This is a genomic window from Brevundimonas albigilva (assembly GCF_023503965.1).
In the GTDB taxonomy this organism is placed as follows: Bacteria; Pseudomonadota; Alphaproteobacteria; order Caulobacterales; family Caulobacteraceae; genus Brevundimonas; species Brevundimonas albigilva.
In genome coordinates this window covers 1,149,773-1,167,128 of sequence record NZ_CP097298.1, presented here as the reverse complement: position 1 = coordinate 1,167,128, position 17,356 = coordinate 1,149,773, and the positions used below count along the sequence as shown (strand labels likewise).

Sequence of the window (17,356 nt, the reverse complement as noted above, 5' to 3'; positions counted from 1 at the left end):
GCGGGCCGTGAATGGGGCGATCAGATCAAGGGCTGGGCGCGGTCGCGAATCCACTGCGACAGCACCCATTTTTCCCCGTCCGTGGGTGGAAGGCCCGCATGCAGGCTGCGTTCGACGGGGCGTCCGTCCAGATCGACGTTGAAAAACAGCAGAGCGTCGCCCGCCTTGGCCTTGAAATCCCACTCCAGCCGGGGAAAGGCGGTTTCGCCACCCGCATAGCCGTCGTTCAGATAGGCCAGGAAGGTGGCCGTGCGTTGACCCTGGCGGTGCAGCGCCTCGGCCAGCGCCGGCGCTGCGGGATCCAGATAGTCGTAGTGCAGCCGATACTGCTGGCCGACCTGGTAGTTCAGCACATTGGCCGGCTCGAACGTCTCCAGCCGCAGGCCGGAAGCGACCGCCATGCGCGCGGCGACCAGCGTCAGCACGACATCGGTGTCCAGAAGGCCGAAGCCGGCGCCGCGGCTGGTGCGAATGCCGTCGGTCCTTACGCCGCCGGCCTCGGCGTCATAGACCCTGAGCACATCCAGCTTTCGGTCTGCGCGGCGACGGATCCAGAGACAGGCGAGGGGAGGCAGGAAGTCGCTGAAGATGCGGATTCTTGGTGTCTCGCTGATCTCCGCCGGCGTCGGCGGGCCCAGCCAGGCGGGCAGGTCTATGGCGCGGCGGGCCCTCTTCAGACGATCCTCGGACAGGGGAGCGCCGCGATCAACGCGGGCCAGGAGGTCCTCATCGTTCGCCAGCACAGCCAATTGCGCGCTGGCGTCGACATTGTCTTTCAGGGCGGCGCTCAGCAACAGGTCCAGCGCCGCGTCGCCGCTCGGCGGGCGGCCCAAACCGCGCAGCAGCAGGACGGCGGCGCGCATCGCGGCCTCCACGCCGCCCATTTCGGCCGCGCGGTGGATGCGTTCGGCGCCCTGCGCCGGGGCGAAAGGGGCGGCCCGACCCACCAGAAGCCGCGACCCCAGAGCCGTTTCCGCCTCGAGGCTCCCGCCAGCGGCCGCCTGCTGCAACCACCCCAGCGCCACGTCGTGACGTCCCTCTCGGTCGAAGATCGCCGACAAGGCGATCTGCGCTTTCACGTCGCCGTCCCTGGCCCGGGCGTGAAGCGCCAGCGGATCCAACGGTTCGGTGACGGGCGCGGTCACCCTCGCACCAGCCGCAGGAACTCCTCGCGGGTGCGGGGGTCGTCGCGGACCACGCCCAGCAGGCAACTGGTCGACAGGCTGGCGCCGGGCACGTTGACGCCGCGCAGGGTCATGCAGCTGTGCTCGGCCTCGATGACCACGCCGACGCCCTGGGGCTTGAGCACCGTCTGGATGGCCTGGGCGATCTCGGAGGTCATCTTCTCCTGGATCTGCAGCCGCCGGGCGAAGCCGCGCACCACCCGCGCCAGCTTGGAGATGCCGACCACGCGGTCGGTCGGCAGATAGGCGACGTGCGCCTTGCCCACGACCGGCAGCATGTGATGCTCGCAGAAGCTGACGAAGCGGATGTCCTTGAGCACCACCAGCTCGTCATAGCCGCCGACCTCCTCGAAGGTCTTTTCCAGATACTGCAGCGGGTCGACCTCGTAGCCGGCGAACAGCTCGCGATAGCTGCGGGCGACGCGCGCCGGGGTCTCCAGCAGCCCCTCGCGGGCGGGATCGTCGCCGGCCCACTGGATCAGGGTGCGCACGGCGGCCTCGGCTTCGGCCTGGGAGATTTTCGGAGCGTGGGGGGCGTCGGTCATGGGGCCTTCATAGTCACGCGGGACGGCGAAGGGGAGAGCCGGCGGCCGGATAAGCGAAAACGCCCCTTCGGACCCGCGACGAAAAACACCGTATGAATAGTGTGAATCGTGTGAAATCCGCCGGACGCGAGACGGCGCCCGACAGGCCAGATGGTCGCGCGACGGCCGTTTTCAAGCCGCCCCGCGCGCCCGGCCTCAGAACGGGAAGAAGATCGGGATGGCGATCATGGCGGCCGCCCAGGTGATCAGGTTCAGCGGCACCCCGACGCGGACGAAGTCCATGTAGCTGTAGCCGGCCATGTTATAGACCAGCACATTGGTCTGATAGCCGAACGGCGTGGCGAAGGCGGCCGAGGCGGCCATCATCACCGCCACCAGGAACGGGCGGGGATCGACCCCCAGGCTTTCGGCCAGGGCCACGGCGACGGGCGTGATCAGGACCGCGACGGTGGCGTTAGACAGCAGTTCGGTGGCGAACAGGGTCACGCCGTAAAGCACGATCAAGGCGCCCAGCGGTCCCAGCGGCCGGATCACGTCGATCAGCCGTTCCGCCCCGGCCTGGGCCAGGCCCGTCACCTCGATGGCGGTGCCGACCACCACCATGCCGGCGATCAGCAGCAGGATTTCGGGACGCAGGCCGGCGTAGGCCTCTTCCGGGGTGATGGTCCTGAGCAGGATCAGCAGCACCGCGCCGGCGAAGGCCGCCGCCGCGATCGGCGCCCACCCCAGGGCCGCCGCCGCGATCACCAGGATGAAGACGACCAGCGAGGTCAGGGCGGGGCGCAGCTGGAACGGCCGGTCGGCCGCGCCGTAAAGCTCGACGTCGCCCAGATGGGCGTCGCCCGAGCCGTCGGACTGATTCCGCGATTCCCCCAGGCGAGGCAGGTTGAACGGCAGGCGGCGGCGCCGTTCGGCCCGCGCGCGCTGCAGCGCCTCGGCCTCCAGCCGGGCGGCCTCGGCCTCGTCGCGGGCGACCGTGCGCCCCAGCTGGCGCGCGCCGACGAAATAGAGCCACAGCCCGCCCACGGCGGCGATGACCAGGCCGACGGGGGTGATCTCGAACAGGCTGAACACCGGCTGGCCGGCGTTGCGGGCCATGTCGTTGACCAGCAGGTTGGTCGAGGTCCCGATCAGCGTCAGCAGCCCCCCCAGGACCGTGACGTGGCTGAGCGGCATCAGGAAGCGCTTGGGCGACAGCTTCAGCGACTTGGCCACGTCCCGGATCACCGGCGCGGCCAGCACCACCACGGGCGTGTTGTTCAGAAAGCCGCCCACCGCGCCGCACAGGCCGATGACGATCCAGATGCCGCGCGCGCCCACCCGCGACGCCAGCCGCGTGGCCTGGCGGATCAGCAGGCCCAGAAGCCCCGACAGCTCGATGGCGTAGGCGATGACGAACAGGCCGGCCAGGGCGATGATGGCCGGGCTGGCGAAGGCGCCCTGCACCTCGACCGGACGCACCACGCCGAGCAGAAGAAGCGCGGCCGAGCCCGTCAGCGCGACGACATCGGCGCGCGCCTTGCCGTGGATCAGCGCGCCGACGACGGCGACGAGCACGACCAGGGCGGCGATCTGATCGAAGGTCATTGGCCCTTGGAGACTCCCCTGCGCGGTCCAGGTCAACCTTTTTCCGCGCCCGCCCCCCAACCAGCGAACGGCGTGCTAGGGTGGTTCCATGCTCGAACCGATCGCGATCCGTCGCCTGCCGGTCGTCGCGCTCGCCGCGTCCGGCCTGGTCCTGACCGCCTGCCAGGAGGAGCCGGAGACGACCCCGGCCGCGCCGCCGCCCGCCGCCCGACCGACGTCGGCGCCCGCCACGCCGCCGACGCCGCCCGTGCTCAGCCGCGCCGACCTGATCCAGGCCGCCGAGGCCGCGGCCTCGGCCTATGCGGCCGGGGGCGCGGCGGACCGCGACAGCCTGTCGGGACGCCGCTTCGCCGTGCGACAGGCCTTCGGCTGCCAGGGCGCCGCCCCCGCCCCCGCCGCGGCCGAGGACGCCGCCGGCGACGGCCTGGCCCGCTGGTCGTGGGGCGCCGAGCGCAAGACCCTTCGCCTCAGCCTGACGCCCGGCGACTGGACGCAGTCCGCGCTGATCTCGGGCGGGGACGCCGGGTGGGAGGCGGTCGAGGGCTTCTGGTTGAACCGGCCTTGGATGCGCGCGGAGGGGTGCCCGGCCGCGCAGGGCGACCCGCTGGCCAGCGGCCCGGCGGCGCCCTCGCCCCAGACGGTGGGGCTGGCGGCGGTGCACGAGCAGGACGGTTCGCGCCTGGGCCGCCGCAACGGCCGCGCCTACAGCTTCGTGGTGCGCGGCGAGGGCGACCAGCCGGCGGCCGCGCCCGTCGGCGGCTATCGCCTGGTGCTGGAAGGCCGCCTGACCGCCTTTCCCGACGGGCGGGCGTTCCAGTGTCGCGCCACCAGCCCGGACCAGCGCCCGGTGTGCGTGGCCGCGGCCCAGATCGACCGCGTCGCCTTCGAGGACGCGGCCGGCGCCGTGCTCAGCGAGTGGCGACCGGGCTGAGGTCGACGGGCGTTCGCCCGCGCCAGGGCCGCCCGCGCGCGATCCTGGCGTGCGCGGGCCGATCCCACTGGGGCGATTTAGGGCGCGCGGCCGGCGGAAGTTAGCGCGCCGTTAACCATCCTCCCGGCATTTTCTGCCCGGTAGTTTTCCGGGGAGCGGCCGATGAGCGGCGCCGAGGTTTTGGACGTGGGCCGCGACGCCATCTGGCTGACGATCCAGCTGTGCGCGCCGGTGCTGCTGGTGGGCCTGGTGGTCGGCGTGGTGATCGGCCTGTTCCAGGCGCTGACCCAGATCCAGGAACAGACGCTGATCTATGCGCCCAAGATCATCGCCATCTTCGTCTCGCTGCTGCTGTTCCTGCCGCTGATGGGCGCGCTGCTGGGCGGCTTCATGCGCCAGATCGCGGCCCGCATCGCGGGGATGTAGTGGGGCGCCTGCGGATGGAGCGCTTCTAGATGGAGCCCTGGGCCACCGCCGACCAGGTCTGGGCGGGCGGGCTGATCTTCGCCCGGACGGCCTCGATCCTGATGCTGATCCCCGGCGTGGGCGAGGCCTATGTGCCGCCGCGCATCCGCCTGTCGCTGGCGCTGGTGCTGACCCTGGCGCTGTGGCCGGTGGTGGCCGGGACCCTGCCGGCCGTGCCGTCCACCGTCGGGGGCATGGCCGGGTGGGTGATCCGCGAGGCGGTGGTCGGCCTGATGATCGGCCTGTTGCTGCGAATGTTCATGGCGGCCCTGTCCACGGCGGGCGAGATCGTGTCGCTGCAGACCACGCTGAGCTTCGCCCAGACGGCCAATCCGCTGCAGGCCCAGCCGGGCACGACGATCGCGGCCTTCCTGACCCTGCTGGGGGTGACGCTGCTGTTCGCCACCAACACCCACCACCTGTTCATCGCCGGGATCGTCGGCTCGTACCAGCTGATGGCGCCGGCCAAGCCGCTGATGCTGAACGACTTCGCGGCGGTGGCGGTGCGCACGATGGGCGAGGCCTTCCTGCTGGGGGTGCAGCTGTCGGCGCCGGTGCTGGTGTTCGCCCTGATCTTCAACCTGGCCTCGGGCCTGGTGGCGCGGGTCATGCCGCAGTTCCAGATCTTCTTCGCCGCCGCGCCGCTGAGCGTGATCCTGGGGCTGTCGGTCTTCGCCCTGAGCCTGGGGGTGCTGGGCACGGTCTTCATCGACCGCTACCGGCGCCTGGCCGAATATTTCGTGGCGGGAGGGTCCGGTGGCTGAAGGCGCCGATCCCGAGTCCAAGACAGAAGAGGCCACCCCGCGAAAACTTGAGGAGGCGCGCAAGAAGGGCGACGTCGCCAAGTCCGCCGACGTCGGCCAGGTCATGGCCCTGACGGGGGCGGCGGCGGTGATCCTGGGCGGCGGGGGCTGGTTCGCCTCGTCGATGGCCGAACAGCTGCTGCCGTTCATCGCCCAGCCGCACGAGATGCTGGGGGCGCTGGACGGGGGCGGCGGAACCGAGATCTTCGCCCACGCCCTGTGGGCCATGGCGCCCTTCCTGGGGGCGGTGATGCTGGCCACCATCATCGGCGGGGCGGGCGGGCATCTGGCGCAGTCGGGCCTGATCTTCTCCGGCGAGAAGCTGAAGCCCAAGTGGTCGATGGTGAACCCGCTGGAGGGGTTCAAGCGCATCTTCGGCGTCGACGGCCTGGTCCAGTTCCTCAAGACCTTCCTGAAGCTGATCGCGGTGTGCGTGGTCTGCTGGCTGGTGCTGAAGCCGCACACGCGCGAGCTGGAGAACCTGGCGGCGATGAGCCCCCTGGCCCTGCTGCCGCTGGCGCGGGACATGGCGATCAGCCTGTTCGTGGCGGCCATCATCCTGCTGGGGGCGACCGCCGGGGCCGACTTCCTGTGGCAGAAGTTCCGCTTCGCCAAGCGGATGCGGATGTCCAAGGAAGAGCTGAAGGAGGACTACAAGCAGACCGAGGGCGACCCGCACGTGAAGGCCAAGCTGCGCCAGATCCGCATGCAGCGCAGCCGCCAGCGGATGATGCAGAACGTGCCGAACGCCACGGTGATCGTCACCAACCCGACCCACTATTCGGTGGCCCTGCGCTATGAGCCGGACCAGGGCGACGGGGCCCCGATCTGCGTGGCCAAGGGGGTCGACGCCCTGGCGTTGCGCATCCGCGAGGTCGCGCGCGAGCACGCCGTGCCCATCGTCGAGAACGTGCCGCTGGCCCGCGCCCTCTACGCCCAGGTCGAGGTCGACGAGGTGATCCCGAAGGAGCATTTCGAGGCCGCCGCCAAGATCATCGGCTTCGTCTTCCAGTCGCGCCGCCGCCGATAGGGGCCCGGTAAGGGTCCGGCAGCAATTGGGCGTATGATCGCCCTTCTGATTCGCCTTCGCCGCGAGGCCCCATGACCGCTCCCCGACGCCTGCCCTTCGATCCGTTGCTGGTCGTGATGGCGGTCGGGCTGGTGCTGGCCGTGGCGGCGATGGCCTATCCGGCCTTCCGGTCGGACCCGCTGTCGGCGCCGGGGCTGATGCTGATCGTCACCGCCGGCCTGATCGCCCTGATCGGCCTGTTCGCCTTCCGCCGGGCCGAGCCGCGGGCGGCCGACAGCGACGCCGCCATCGACATCCTGGACGCCATGGCCGAGCCGGCGGCCCTGGTCTGGGCCTCGGGCCAGGTGCTGGCCTTCAACGCCGCCTGGGCCGAGGCGAACGGGGCGACCACCGCCCTGCCGCGCGGCAAGTCGGCCCAGGCCCTGTACATGGCCTTCGCCCAGGCGCGGAAGGGCCTGCCCGGCCACGCCATCGTCACCATCGGCGCGCGCGAGGTCGAGGTGGTGATCGGACAGGCGGGCGAGGGGCGCTTCCTGCTGCGCGCGGCGCCCGAGGCGGCGCTGCCGGTTCCGGTCGCACCGCGTCCCGCCCCTGCGACGGGCGAGGCCCGCGCCATGGCGGCGGGCGCCCCCTTCGGATCGGCGGTGATCGCGGGCGAGGACCTGTTCGCGGGCCGCACCGAGGAGCCCAACGCCGCGCTGCAGGTGCTGACCGGCCCGGCCGCCGCGCGCGACGCCGCCTTCGGCCACCTGTTCGACGCCGCCGGCGTGATCGAGGCGCGGGCCAAGCTGGCCGCCGGCTCGTCCGGGCCGATCGAACTGGTCGCGCGCGCCTTTCCGGACAAGGCGCTGCATCTCTATGTGGCGCCCGAGGGCGACCGGCGGCGCATCTGGCTGTTCGACGTCTCGGCGCAGAAGTCGATGGAGCTGCAGCTGTCGCAGGCCCAGAAGATGCAGGCCGTGGGCCAGCTGGCCGGGGGCGTGGCGCACGACTTCAACAACCTGCTGACGGCGATCCAGCTGCAGCTGAGCGGCCTGCTGGAGCGGCATCCGGTGGGCGATCCCTCCTACGAGGGGCTGAACGAGATCCGCCAGACGGCGATCCGCGCCGCCGACCTGGTGCGCAAGCTCTTGGCCTTCTCGCGCAAGTCGACGGTGCGGCGCGAGCGGCTGGATCTGGGCGAGCTGGTGGGCGAGTTCGCCATCCTGCTGCGCCGGCTGCTGCGCGAGGACGTGCGGCTGGAGACCGACTACGGCCGCGACCTGCCGGTGGTCGTCGCCGACAAGAGCCAGCTGGAGACGGCGGTGATGAACCTGGCCGTCAACGCGCGCGACGCCATGCGCGGCCATGTCGAGCCGGGCGCCGGCGTCGTGACCATCCGCACCCGTCGCTTGACCGCCGAACAGGCGCGCGGCCTGGGCTGGGCCGAGGCGACGACCGACGAGGTGGCCCTGATCGAGGTGGCCGACACCGGCCCCGGCGTGCCGCCCGAACTGGTCGACAAGATCTTCGAGCCCTTCTTCACCACCAAGGCGGTCAACGAGGGCACCGGCATGGGCCTGGCCACCGTCTATGGCATCGTCCAGCAGGCGGGCGGCCACATCACCGTCGGAAACGGCGAGGCGGGCGGCGCGGTGTTCCGCATCTTCCTGCCGGCGGCGGGCGAGGCGGAACTGGCCGAGGTTCAGCCGGTCGAGGTCAAGGTCAAGGCGCCGCGCGACCTGTCGGGCGCCGGCCGCATCCTGTTCGTCGAGGACGAGGCGGCCGTGCGCGGCATCGCCGCCCGCCTGCTGCGCCAGCGCGGCTATGAGGTGATCGAGGCCGCCGACGGCGAGGAGGCCCTGCTGCTGGCCGAGGAGAACGCGGGTCGGATCGACATGCTGATCTCGGACGTCATCATGCCGGGCCTGGACGGGCCGTCGCTGCTGAAGAAGGCGCGCCAGTACCTGGGCGACGCGCCGGTCATGTTCATCTCGGGCTATGCCGAGAGCGACTTCTCGGACCTGCTGCAGGACGAGAAGGGCGTGTCCTTCCTGCCCAAGCCCCTGGACATCAAGACCCTGGCCGAGCGCGTCAAGCAGGAGCTGCACGCGGCGTAGCGCGCCGGCGCCCGGCGCGCGGGCCTCCGGCCCCACGCGCGTCTGGAGACGCGCGCTCTGGATCTGGGCCGCGTCAGCGCTTCAGCGGCGGCGCCACGGCCACGGCCCAGACCTGGGGCGTCTCAAGCGGGGCGTCGCAGGCGGCCTCCAGCACCGCGCCCTCGCGCGTGCGGTAGCGCACCGGCAGCGTCTCCGCGCAGCGCTTCTGGACCGCCTCGAACATCGCGGCGCTGTCCTGCTGCGGATCGAAGCCTTCCACCGCGTCGATGACCGGGCCGCCGGACAGGGGACCGCAGCGGTCCCCGTCCAGCTTCAGGGCGCCGGGCTCGTCGTAGAATCCGTAGGTGCCCTGGCAGTTGGCCGCGGCCACATGGAACAGGGCGGCGACCCGCAGGTCGTTCGGCCCCGGCGCGTTGACGAAGCGGACGCCCAGGCGGGCCATGCGGTCCTGAAGCCTCCGCCAACGGCCCTCTCCCGGCTCCTTCAGGAAGGTCCGGGCGGCGCTGTCGGGAGGAAGGGCGGCTTCGAAGTCGGCGACGCCATAGCCATCCTGCGGGTTGCGGCGGCCGGCGCCCAGCACGTCGCGCCAGACCGAAAAGACATCGCCCGCGCCGGCCTGCCGAAGTTCCAGGTCCGCGAGCCACTGGACCAGGGTCCCGCAGTCATAGACCGCGCCGCCGGAGCGGAGCGAGCTCTGATCCAGGCCGTCGACGCCGATGGCCCGGCGGCAGCCGTTCAGCCGGCCCGCCAGTGCGGTCCGGGCCTGCGCCTCGGACATGGCGTCGCTGGAGACGGCGCCCGCCAGGGCGGCGTATTCGGCCCCGCCTTCGTGCAGCCAGGGCGCGGCGTCGCCGTCGCGCGTCACGACGCCGTGGCCGTTCCAGAGGTGGAAGACCTCATGCCAGACGAAGAGGGCGACCGCATCGGGATCGTATCTCCAACTGTCGCCGTGAAAGCGGACGGAGATCACGCCGGTGTCGGTCACGTCGCCGCGAAAGCCGCTGGGACCGGGACTGTCGGTGCTGACCACGATCGCGGGCCGGTAGGGGAGGTCCAGCCCCAATCGCGCCTGATAGAAGGCCATGGAGGAGACGAAGGCGTCGCGGATCGGCTGCGCCAGGTCGGCGGGCAGGTCGGGGCGAGCGACGATGGCCCCACGCTCATCGCCGCCGACATGGTCCGCCGGACCGACGAAGGCGTAGCCGACGATCGCGTTGTCGGCCGGCAGGGCCACGTCCGACGCGGCGTCGGAAAACCGCAACCGCGTGTCCTGGCCCCTTGCGCGCAGGGCCGGGCCATAGACCACGTACCCCTCGCCCGCGCGGCTCAGGCCCATGTAGATGCGGTCCACCTCGGCCGCGTCGGGCGTGATCCGCAGGTCGAAGCTGGAGAAGGGGGCGTCGCCCGTCACGACGCCGTCGGCCAGCGCCAGCCCCTGGGTCTCGACCCGCCAGCGGTCGCGGATGACGTCCTTGTCGTCGAACGTGAAGGACCGGACGGGGGCGGGCAGGCGGTATCGGACCAGAACGCCCTCCGCCGTGCGTTCGACCCGGGCCTCGACCGGCGGCGTGGACGAGCTCGGCGTTGAGGCCGCAGAAGAGGCCGTCCACGCAAGCGCCATGAGCGATGCGGCGATTCCGTTCATCGTCTTTCCCCCGATTTCGCCTGGAGGCTAAACGTGTCGGTTGCGTCGATGCAAGCGACGACGGCGCCAAGGTCCACGCGCACATTTCGCTTGCGGCGCGGACGGACCAGGGCTCCAGTACGCGCCTGTCTTTGGGGAGCTGAAACCATGATCGATCGTCGCCGCCTGATGTTCACCGCCGCGGCCGGCGCCGCGCTGGCCGCTTCGGGCCAGGCCCTGGCGCAGGATGCGCCCGCCGCGCCCGCCGGGGACGCCGCCGGCCAGCTGAACGCCCTGATGGACCGCATCTTCAAGGAGATGCTGCTGGACTCGCCCGAGACCCTGACCAGCCTGGGCTTCGACAAGGGGCCGAACGCGGCGATGAAGTCGCGGCTGGACGACCGGTCCCAGGCCAAGGTCGAGGCCGACAAGGTCAAGTTCCGCCAGGCCATGACCGACCTGTCCGCCATCGACCGCGCGGCCCTGCCGGCCGCCTCGGCCGTGCACTACGACACGCTCAAGTATTTCGGCGACACGGTCGTCAGCGGCTACGACTTCCCCTACGGCGGCGGCTTCTTTCCCTCGCCCTATACGGTCAGCCAGCTGAGCGGCGCCTATCAGAGCATTCCCGACTTCCTGGACAGCCAGCATTCGATCGAGACGGCCGAGGACGCCGAGGCCTATCTGTCGCGCCTGGAAGCCTTCGGCCCCGCGCTGGACCAGGAGACCGAGCGGGTGCGCGCCGACTTCGCCGCCGGCGCCGTGCCGCCCGACTTCATCATCGCCAAGACCCTGCAGCAGATGGGCGCGATCACCGGGGCGGAACCGGCCAGCCTGACGCTGGTGGACTCCATCCGCCGCCGCACGGCCGAGAAGGCCATTCCCGGCGACTGGGCCGCGCGCGCCGAGGCGATCGTGAACGCCGGCGTGCTGCCGGCGCTGAACCGCCAGGCCGACGTGTTCAAGGCCGCCCAGCCGACCGCGGTGCACGACGCCGGCGCCTGGCGCCTGCCTGACGGCGACGCCTATTACGATTTCGGCCTGCGCTACTTCACCACCACCAACATGACCGGCGACGAGGTGCACGAGATGGGCCTGGCCCAGGTGGCCGAGCTGACGGCGCGCGCCGACGAACTGCTGAAGGCCGAGGGCATGACCCAGGGGTCGGTCGGCGAGCGCATCGCGGCCATGAGCAAGGACCAGCGCTTCATCTATCCGAACACGGACGAGGCCAAGGAAGAGCTGCTGGGCAAGCTGAACGAGCAGATCGTCGCCATGGAGGCGCGCCTGCCCCAGTATTTCGGCCGCATTCCCAAGTCGCCGGTCGAGGTCAGGCGCGTGCCCAAGGCGATCGAGGCGGGGGCGCCCGGCGGCTATTACAACAGCCCGGCCCTGGATGGGTCGCGGCCGGGCTACTACTACATCAACCTGCGCGACACGGCGGAATGGCCCAGCTGGACCCTGCCGACCCTGACCTATCACGAGGCGACGCCGGGCCATCACCACCAGATCGCCCTGCAGCAGGAAAACGCCGACACCCCCATGCTGATGAAGATCCTGGGCTTCTCGGCCTATACCGAGGGCTGGGGCCTGTACGCCGAGCAGCTGGCCGACGAGATGGGCGCCTATGAGGACGACGCCTGGGGCCGCATCGGCTATCTGCAGTCGCTGATGTTCCGCGCCGCGCGCCTGGTGGTCGATTCCGGCCTGCACGCCAAGCGCTGGAGCCGCGAGCAGGGCATCCGCTACATGGTGGACACGCTGGGCGACCAGGAAAGCGCGGTGACCACCGAGGTCGAACGCTATTGCGTCTGGCCGGGCCAGGCCTCCAGCTACAAGGTCGGGCACACCAAATGGGTCGAACTGCGCGAGAACGCCCGCCGCGACCTGGGCGACAAGTTCGACATCCGCGCCTTCCACGACACCGGGCTGAACGCCGGCGGCGTGCCGCTGACGGTGCTGGAGCGGGTCATCGGCGACTGGAAGGCCACGGTGGCCTGAGCCTTCGTCAGTCCGCCACCGTCCAGCCGTCGGCGCGTCTGAGGGCGTTGTGGATGTCGGTGGCGGCGACGGCGGCCTCGGCGGTGGCGACGGCGATCTGGTTCAGGCCGCGCACCACGTCGCCGGCGGCCCACAGGCCGGGCAGGCTGGTGGCCTGGTGCAGGTCGACCTCCAGCCGTCCGTCGGCGGCCAGCCGGGCGCCCAGGTCGCGGGCCAGTTCGGCGTTGGGCGATGTGCCGAGCGCCGAATAGACCAGGTCGAAGGCGCGGCTCTGGCCGCCCCAGCCCAGGGCGGTGACGCGATCCTGCTCCAGGCGCACGGCCTCCAGCGGGGCGGCGATCACCTCCACCCCCAGGCGGGCCATCTCGTCGGCCTGGGTCAGTCTGTCGGCCGGGCCGATGTGGATCAGGGTCACGCGGTCCGAATAGGTGCGCATGAAGGCCGCCTCGCGCGCGCCCTTGTCGCTGTCGCCCAGGATCGCCACGGCCTTGTCCGTGGCCTCGTAGCCGTCGCAGATCGGACAGATGCGCACCAGGGCGCGCTGCACGGCGCGCTCCACGCCGGGCAGGTCGGGATGGTGGTCCACCACGCCGGTCGCCAGCAGCACCGCCCGCGCGCCGATCCGCTGGCCGTCCATCACGGCGACGAAGGCGTCCTCGTCCCGCATCAGGCGCTCGACCCGGCCCGGACGGATCTCGGCGCCGTATTCCAGCGCCTGTTCGCGCATCCGGCGCAGGATGTCGGGGCCCGACACCCCGGCGGGGAAGCCGGGCATGTTGTGGCTGAGGGGGATCCAACAGGCGCGCGGCTCGCCCGCATCGACGACCAGCACCCGGCGGCGGAACCGACCCAGATACGTGGCCGCCGTCAGCCCCGCGGGGCCGGCGCCGACGATCACGACCTCGGGGGCGCTCATCGGCTGCGCCACAGGCTGGGCCACAGGTCGCGGGGCACGCCGGCGCAGTCGCGCATCTCGGACTGCTCGGCCAGGGCGAAGCCGCGCCCGTTCCAGACCCACCGCTGGGCCACGCCGCAGTCGCCGACGCCGCGGCCCTTGTTGAAGGCGCTCAGGCTGCGCGTGGCGGGGTCGTAGGCGGCGTTGACCACGGTGTCGACCGTCCCGCCCTCGGCGACGGGAAAGGCGAGGGGCGTGGGATCGGCGCCGTTCGGCCCGGTCACATAGACCGCCGAGCCCAGGTTGTAGGCCCCCGCGAAACAGGGCACGGCCCACAGCTCCCGGTCGGCCGAGAGCCGGGCCGAGAAGACGGCCTTCTGGACATAGTCGTTCCAGGCCGTCTCCTGGCGGCAGGCCTTGACGGCGGGCAGGGCCTCCAGGGTCCTGGGCAGGGTCTGGTCCTCGTCGCCGAAGCCGGCCTGATCGGCGGGCGGGGCGGCGGTCACCCGGGGCAGGTCGGGCGCGCGGGTCGAGGCGGGGCGGTCGCCGACCCGGACCAGGGCGCCGGGCGTTTCCAGCCGGCCCTGCCGCTCGTCGATCCACAGCAGGGCCGCCGCGGCGCCGGACAGGGACAGGTCGACGCGCTGGCCGCCCGCCGACAGGATCGCCTTTCGGCCGGCCGCCAGCGCCCGCGCCACGACGGGGGCGTCCGCGGCCTCCACCTGGCTGACGGGCAGGTCGGCGTCGGGGTCTCGCTGCGTGACGAAGGCGCGGCCGTCGATGGTCAGGGTCAGGGGCGCGGTCGGGGCGAGCCCTTCGGCGCCCGGCGACCACAGGCCCACGGCGATGCGGGGCGCGGCCTGCGCCTCGGGCGCCAGGGCCAGGCGCAGCCAGCCCTGGTCGGGCAGGCTGGACGGGGCGAAGGCGAAACAGGCCGCGCCGTTGTCGCAGGCGGCGCGCCAGTCGCGGAACGCGCGCTGTTCGGGTCGGGCGGACAGAACATCGCCGGCCGGTCGGTCCATCGCCGCCGGCAAGGCCGGCGCGGCGGCGTCGCCCTGGTCGTCGCCTTTCTGGCCGGCGCCCTGGCCGCACCCGGCCAGCAGAAGGGCGGACAGGCTGCAGATCGCCAGGGTCTCATCGGTGGTCTCCCGCTCAGGCCTTGCGCAGGGCGTCGGGCTTGTGCGCGGCCCGGGCGCCGGTCTTGTCGCTCTCGACAAGATACTCCGGCTCCGATGGAGAGGCGGCGACCTTGTGGCCCTTGATCTTGGTCGGCCGCGTCAGCTTGCGCACCACCTCGCCCTTGCTGGAACCCTGGCTGTGGTCCCAGCGCACCGTGTCGCCGGGCTTGAAGGTCTTGTCGGTCATGGCGGGCTCCGTCCTGGCGTCATGCTCAGCGAGCAGGCGGCGCATCAGTTCCGGATCGACGACGGGCGGAGGTTCCAGGAAGGTCAGGATCCAGCGATCCAGCAGTTTTCGGTCCTCATCTTGCATCCAAACCCCGCCTTGCTTCGCCGATGGGCGGAGATAACCCGCCGGCTCCGGAACGGTTCAGCTTGGCCGTGGGCGGCTTTTTCAGGGCGGGGTCGACGGCGGTCGGGGTTTGCGCGGCCGTTCGCGGCGGCTATATCGCCGCCACGACATTCCTTCCCCAGAGCAGAGGCGGACGCCCCCATGGCCAAGATCAAGGTCCAGAACCCCATCGTCGACATCGACGGCGACGAAATGACCCGCATCATCTGGCAGATGATCAAGGACAAGCTGGTCTTCCCGTTCCTGGACCTGGAGCTGGACTACTACGACCTGGGCATGGAGAACCGCGACGCCACCGACGACCAGGTGACGATCGACGCGGCCCACGCGATCCAGAAGCACGGCGTCGGCGTCAAGTGCGCCACCATCACCCCCGACGAGGCGCGGGTGAAGGAGTTCGGCCTGAAGAAGATGTGGAAGTCGCCGAACGGCACCATCCGCAACATCCTGGGCGGCGTGGTCTTCCGCGAGCCGATCATCTGCTCGAACGTGCCGCGCCTGGTGCCGGGCTGGACCCAGCCGATCGTCGTCGGCCGCCACGCCTTCGGCGACCAGTACAAGGCCACCGATTTCAAGGTCCCCGGCCCGGGCAAGCTGACCATCAAGTTCGTCGGCGACGACGGCGAGACGATCGAGCACGAGGTGTTCCAGTTCCCCGGCGCCGGCGTGGCGATGGGCATGTACAATCTGGACGACTCGATCCGCGACTTCGCCCACGCCTCGTTCGGCTATGGCCTGGCGCGCAACTATCCGGTCTATCTGTCGACCAAGAACACCATCCTCAAGGCCTATGACGGGCGCTTCAAGGACATCTTCCAGGAGGTGTTCGACGCCGAATACGCCGAGGAGTTCAAGAAGCGCGGCCTGACCTACGAGCACCGCCTGATCGACGACATGGTCGCGGCCGCGATCAAGTGGTCGGGCGGCTTCGTCTGGGCGTGCAAGAATTACGACGGCGACGTCCAGTCCGACATCGTGGCGCAGGGCTTCGGCTCGCTGGGCCTGATGACCTCGGTGCTGATGACGCCGGACGGCAAGGTGCTGGAGACCGAGGCCGCCCACGGCACCGTGACCCGTCACTATCGCCAGCACCAGAAGGGCGAGGCCACCTCGACCAACTCGATCGCCTCGATCTTCGCCTGGACGCGCGGCTTCAAGCACCGCGCCAAGCTGGACGGCAACGCCGCGCTGGATACCTTCGCCGACACGCTGGAGAAGGTCGTCGTCGACACGGTCGAGGCCGGCTACATGACCAAGGATCTGGCGCTGCTGGTCGGCGACCAGCAGGGCTGGCTGACCACCGAGGGCTTCCTCGACAAGGTCGCCGAGAACCTGAAGGCCGCCCTGCCCGAAGCGGCGTAAGACAGAAGGTCCTCCCCGCCTCGCGGCGGAGGATTTCAAAGCCCCGTCGGAGCCATCCGGCGGGGCTTTTCGTTGCGCACCTGTCCGGGCCGTGCATGATGGCCGTGGGGAGTGCAAGCGTGAAGCGGCTGTTCGGCAATCTGATCCTGGCGGCGGTGGTCCTGGCCGTCGTCGCCTTCTTCGCGGCGCCCGCCGTGGCCTTCCTGGCCATCCGTTCGGCGGCCGAGGCCAGCGACGTCCAGGGGCTGAACCGGCTGATCGACTTCAACGCCGTGCGCCAGTCGATCCGGCCGCAGCTGACCGGCCGGGCCGAGGCGATGGCCCCGCCGCCCGCCTTCCTGGAAGACCCCATCGGCGCGCTTCGCCGCCAGTTCGAGAACAATCCCATCATCCGCCCGCCCGACGCGGACGCCTATCTGACGCCGGCGGCCCTGGCGGCCCTGACGCGGGGGGAGGGGCGCCAGGCCGACCGCTGGTCCGCGACGCCGCCGCCCGCCGCGGCCGAGCCGGTGCGCAAGCCCTGGCCCCGCCCCGCCTATTGGGGCGTCAACCGCGCGCGGCTGGCGGTGTCCGACCGCGCGGGCGCCCGCACCGTCTTCACGTTCGAGCGGCGCGGGCCGTTCGAATGGCGGCTGGTCCAGATCGGCCTGCCGCCGGCGCCCGCGCCCGTCCCTCCCGCCGCCTGAACGCCAAGGTCACGCCAATGCGTCGCAAGCTTCTTCTGGGTCTGGGGATCGCCGTCGTCGCGGGCGTCGTGATCGCGGCCTTCGTCTCGCCCTTCGTCGCCGCGCAGGGACTGATCCGCGCGGCGCGCGCGGGCGACGCAGCCGGACTGGAACGGCGCGTGGATTTCCCGGCCTTTCGCCAGAGCCTGAAGACCGAGCTGAACGCGCGGGCCGCCGTGGAAATCCGCGAGCGGGCCGGCGACGACCGGGGGCTGGCGGCGCTGGGGATGCTGCTGGCGCCCAGCCTGGTCGACGGCGCGGTCGACAGCTTCGTCACCCCCCAGGCGATCGCCGCCATGGTCCGCTCGGCCGAACGCCCCGAACCGGAGGAGCCTGCGCCGTCCGAGGACACGCCGGCGGTCCCCAAGGACAGGGTGCACCAGGCCTGGGCCTATCGCGGGGTGAACACGTTCGCGGTGACCCTGACGCGCGACGACCAGCCCGACGAGGCGCTGGTCCTGATCATGAGCCGTCGGGGGCCGTTCACATGGAGGCTGTCGGGCGTGGACCTGACGCCCGATCCGATGATGTAGCGCAGATCCTCCCCCGTTTCGCTGCGCTGCACGGGGAGGATC

16 protein-coding genes are annotated in these 17,356 nt (G+C 71.3%); 9 read left to right on the top strand and 7 right to left on the bottom strand.

The genetic code is table 11. The features are described 5' to 3' along the window. Window positions 1-20: 20 nt before the first annotated feature. From MU852_RS06075 to MU852_RS06065, 3 genes are all read right to left on the bottom strand, one after another. Entirely contained in the window at window positions 21-1,145 is a 1,125-nt protein-coding gene (locus tag MU852_RS06075; RefSeq protein ID WP_249751441.1) for a prolyl hydroxylase family protein, read from the bottom strand. Then, complete coding sequence (folE, locus tag MU852_RS06070; RefSeq protein WP_249751440.1) at window positions 1,142-1,729, bottom strand: GTP cyclohydrolase I FolE; 588 nt, start codon at window positions 1,727-1,729, stop codon at window positions 1,142-1,144. Before folE ends, MU852_RS06075 begins: the two co-directional genes overlap by 4 nt. A 195-nt stretch (window positions 1,730-1,924) precedes the next feature. Beyond that, complete coding sequence (locus tag MU852_RS06065) at window positions 1,925-3,316, bottom strand: SLC13 family permease (RefSeq protein ID WP_249751439.1); 1,392 nt, start codon at window positions 3,314-3,316, stop codon at window positions 1,925-1,927. A gap of 88 nt (window positions 3,317-3,404) precedes the next feature. On the opposite strand from MU852_RS06065, the gene MU852_RS06060 reads away from it, so the two are divergent. From MU852_RS06060 to cckA, 5 genes are all read left to right on the top strand, one after another. Next, complete coding sequence (locus MU852_RS06060; RefSeq protein WP_249751438.1) at window positions 3,405-4,247, top strand: hypothetical protein; 843 nt, start codon at window positions 3,405-3,407, stop codon at window positions 4,245-4,247. Window positions 4,248-4,409: 162 nt separating this feature from the next. Further along, a complete protein-coding gene (fliQ, locus tag MU852_RS06055) occupies window positions 4,410-4,673 on the top strand; it encodes a flagellar biosynthesis protein FliQ (protein WP_249751437.1) in 264 nt (87 codons plus the stop codon). Window positions 4,674-4,702: 29 nt separating this feature from the next. Then, window positions 4,703-5,476 carry a flagellar biosynthetic protein FliR gene (gene fliR / locus MU852_RS06050; RefSeq protein WP_249751436.1) on the top strand — a complete coding sequence of 258 codons (774 nt, stop codon included), beginning with the start codon at window positions 4,703-4,705 and terminating at the stop codon, window positions 5,474-5,476. Beyond that, complete coding sequence (flhB, locus tag MU852_RS06045) at window positions 5,469-6,545, top strand: flagellar biosynthesis protein FlhB (protein WP_249751435.1); 1,077 nt, start codon at window positions 5,469-5,471, stop codon at window positions 6,543-6,545. The genes fliR and flhB overlap by 8 nt, the downstream gene beginning before the upstream one ends. Before the next feature lie 71 nt (window positions 6,546-6,616). Then, a complete protein-coding gene (gene cckA / locus MU852_RS06040; protein WP_249751434.1) occupies window positions 6,617-8,644 on the top strand; it encodes a cell cycle histidine kinase CckA in 2,028 nt (675 codons plus the stop codon). A gap of 73 nt (window positions 8,645-8,717) precedes the next feature. On the opposite strand, the gene MU852_RS06035 is transcribed toward cckA, so the two are convergent. Further along, complete coding sequence (locus MU852_RS06035) at window positions 8,718-10,289, bottom strand: hypothetical protein (protein WP_249751433.1); 1,572 nt, start codon at window positions 10,287-10,289, stop codon at window positions 8,718-8,720. Between the two features lie 147 nt (window positions 10,290-10,436). On the opposite strand from MU852_RS06035, the gene MU852_RS06030 reads away from it, so the two are divergent. Further along, window positions 10,437-12,269 carry a DUF885 domain-containing protein gene (locus tag MU852_RS06030; protein WP_249751432.1) on the top strand — a complete coding sequence of 611 codons (1,833 nt, stop codon included), beginning with the start codon at window positions 10,437-10,439 and terminating at the stop codon, window positions 12,267-12,269. Between the two features lie 7 nt (window positions 12,270-12,276). On the opposite strand, the gene MU852_RS06025 is transcribed toward MU852_RS06030, so the two are convergent. Genes MU852_RS06025 through MU852_RS06015 form a run of 3 tightly spaced genes read right to left on the bottom strand, consistent with a single transcriptional unit; the run spans window position 12,277 to window position 14,655 of the window. Next, on the bottom strand, window positions 12,277-13,185 hold the full coding sequence (locus MU852_RS06025; protein ID WP_249751431.1) for an NAD(P)/FAD-dependent oxidoreductase: 909 nt from the start codon (window positions 13,183-13,185) through the stop codon (window positions 12,277-12,279). Next, complete coding sequence (locus MU852_RS06020) at window positions 13,182-14,381, bottom strand: DUF1176 domain-containing protein (RefSeq protein ID WP_249751430.1); 1,200 nt, start codon at window positions 14,379-14,381, stop codon at window positions 13,182-13,184. Before MU852_RS06020 ends, MU852_RS06025 begins: the two co-directional genes overlap by 4 nt. Beyond that, a complete protein-coding gene (locus MU852_RS06015) occupies window positions 14,317-14,655 on the bottom strand; it encodes a hypervirulence associated TUDOR domain-containing protein (RefSeq protein WP_249751429.1) in 339 nt (112 codons plus the stop codon). Before MU852_RS06015 ends, MU852_RS06020 begins: the two co-directional genes overlap by 65 nt. A gap of 180 nt (window positions 14,656-14,835) precedes the next feature. On the opposite strand from MU852_RS06015, the gene MU852_RS06010 reads away from it, so the two are divergent. The 3 genes from MU852_RS06010 to MU852_RS06000 all read left to right on the top strand — a co-directional run bounded on the left by MU852_RS06010 (window position 14,836) and on the right by MU852_RS06000 (window position 17,314). Beyond that, window positions 14,836-16,056 carry an NADP-dependent isocitrate dehydrogenase gene (locus tag MU852_RS06010; RefSeq protein ID WP_249751428.1) on the top strand — a complete coding sequence of 407 codons (1,221 nt, stop codon included), beginning with the start codon at window positions 14,836-14,838 and terminating at the stop codon, window positions 16,054-16,056. A 119-nt stretch (window positions 16,057-16,175) separates the two neighbouring features. Next, window positions 16,176-16,742: a DUF2939 domain-containing protein gene (locus MU852_RS06005; protein ID WP_249751427.1), complete on the top strand. Its 567-nt coding sequence runs from the start codon at window positions 16,176-16,178 to the stop codon at window positions 16,740-16,742. Between the two features lie 17 nt (window positions 16,743-16,759). Next, window positions 16,760-17,314 carry a DUF2939 domain-containing protein gene (locus MU852_RS06000; protein WP_249751426.1) on the top strand — a complete coding sequence of 185 codons (555 nt, stop codon included), beginning with the start codon at window positions 16,760-16,762 and terminating at the stop codon, window positions 17,312-17,314. The last annotated feature ends 42 nt before the right edge of the window (window positions 17,315-17,356 follow it).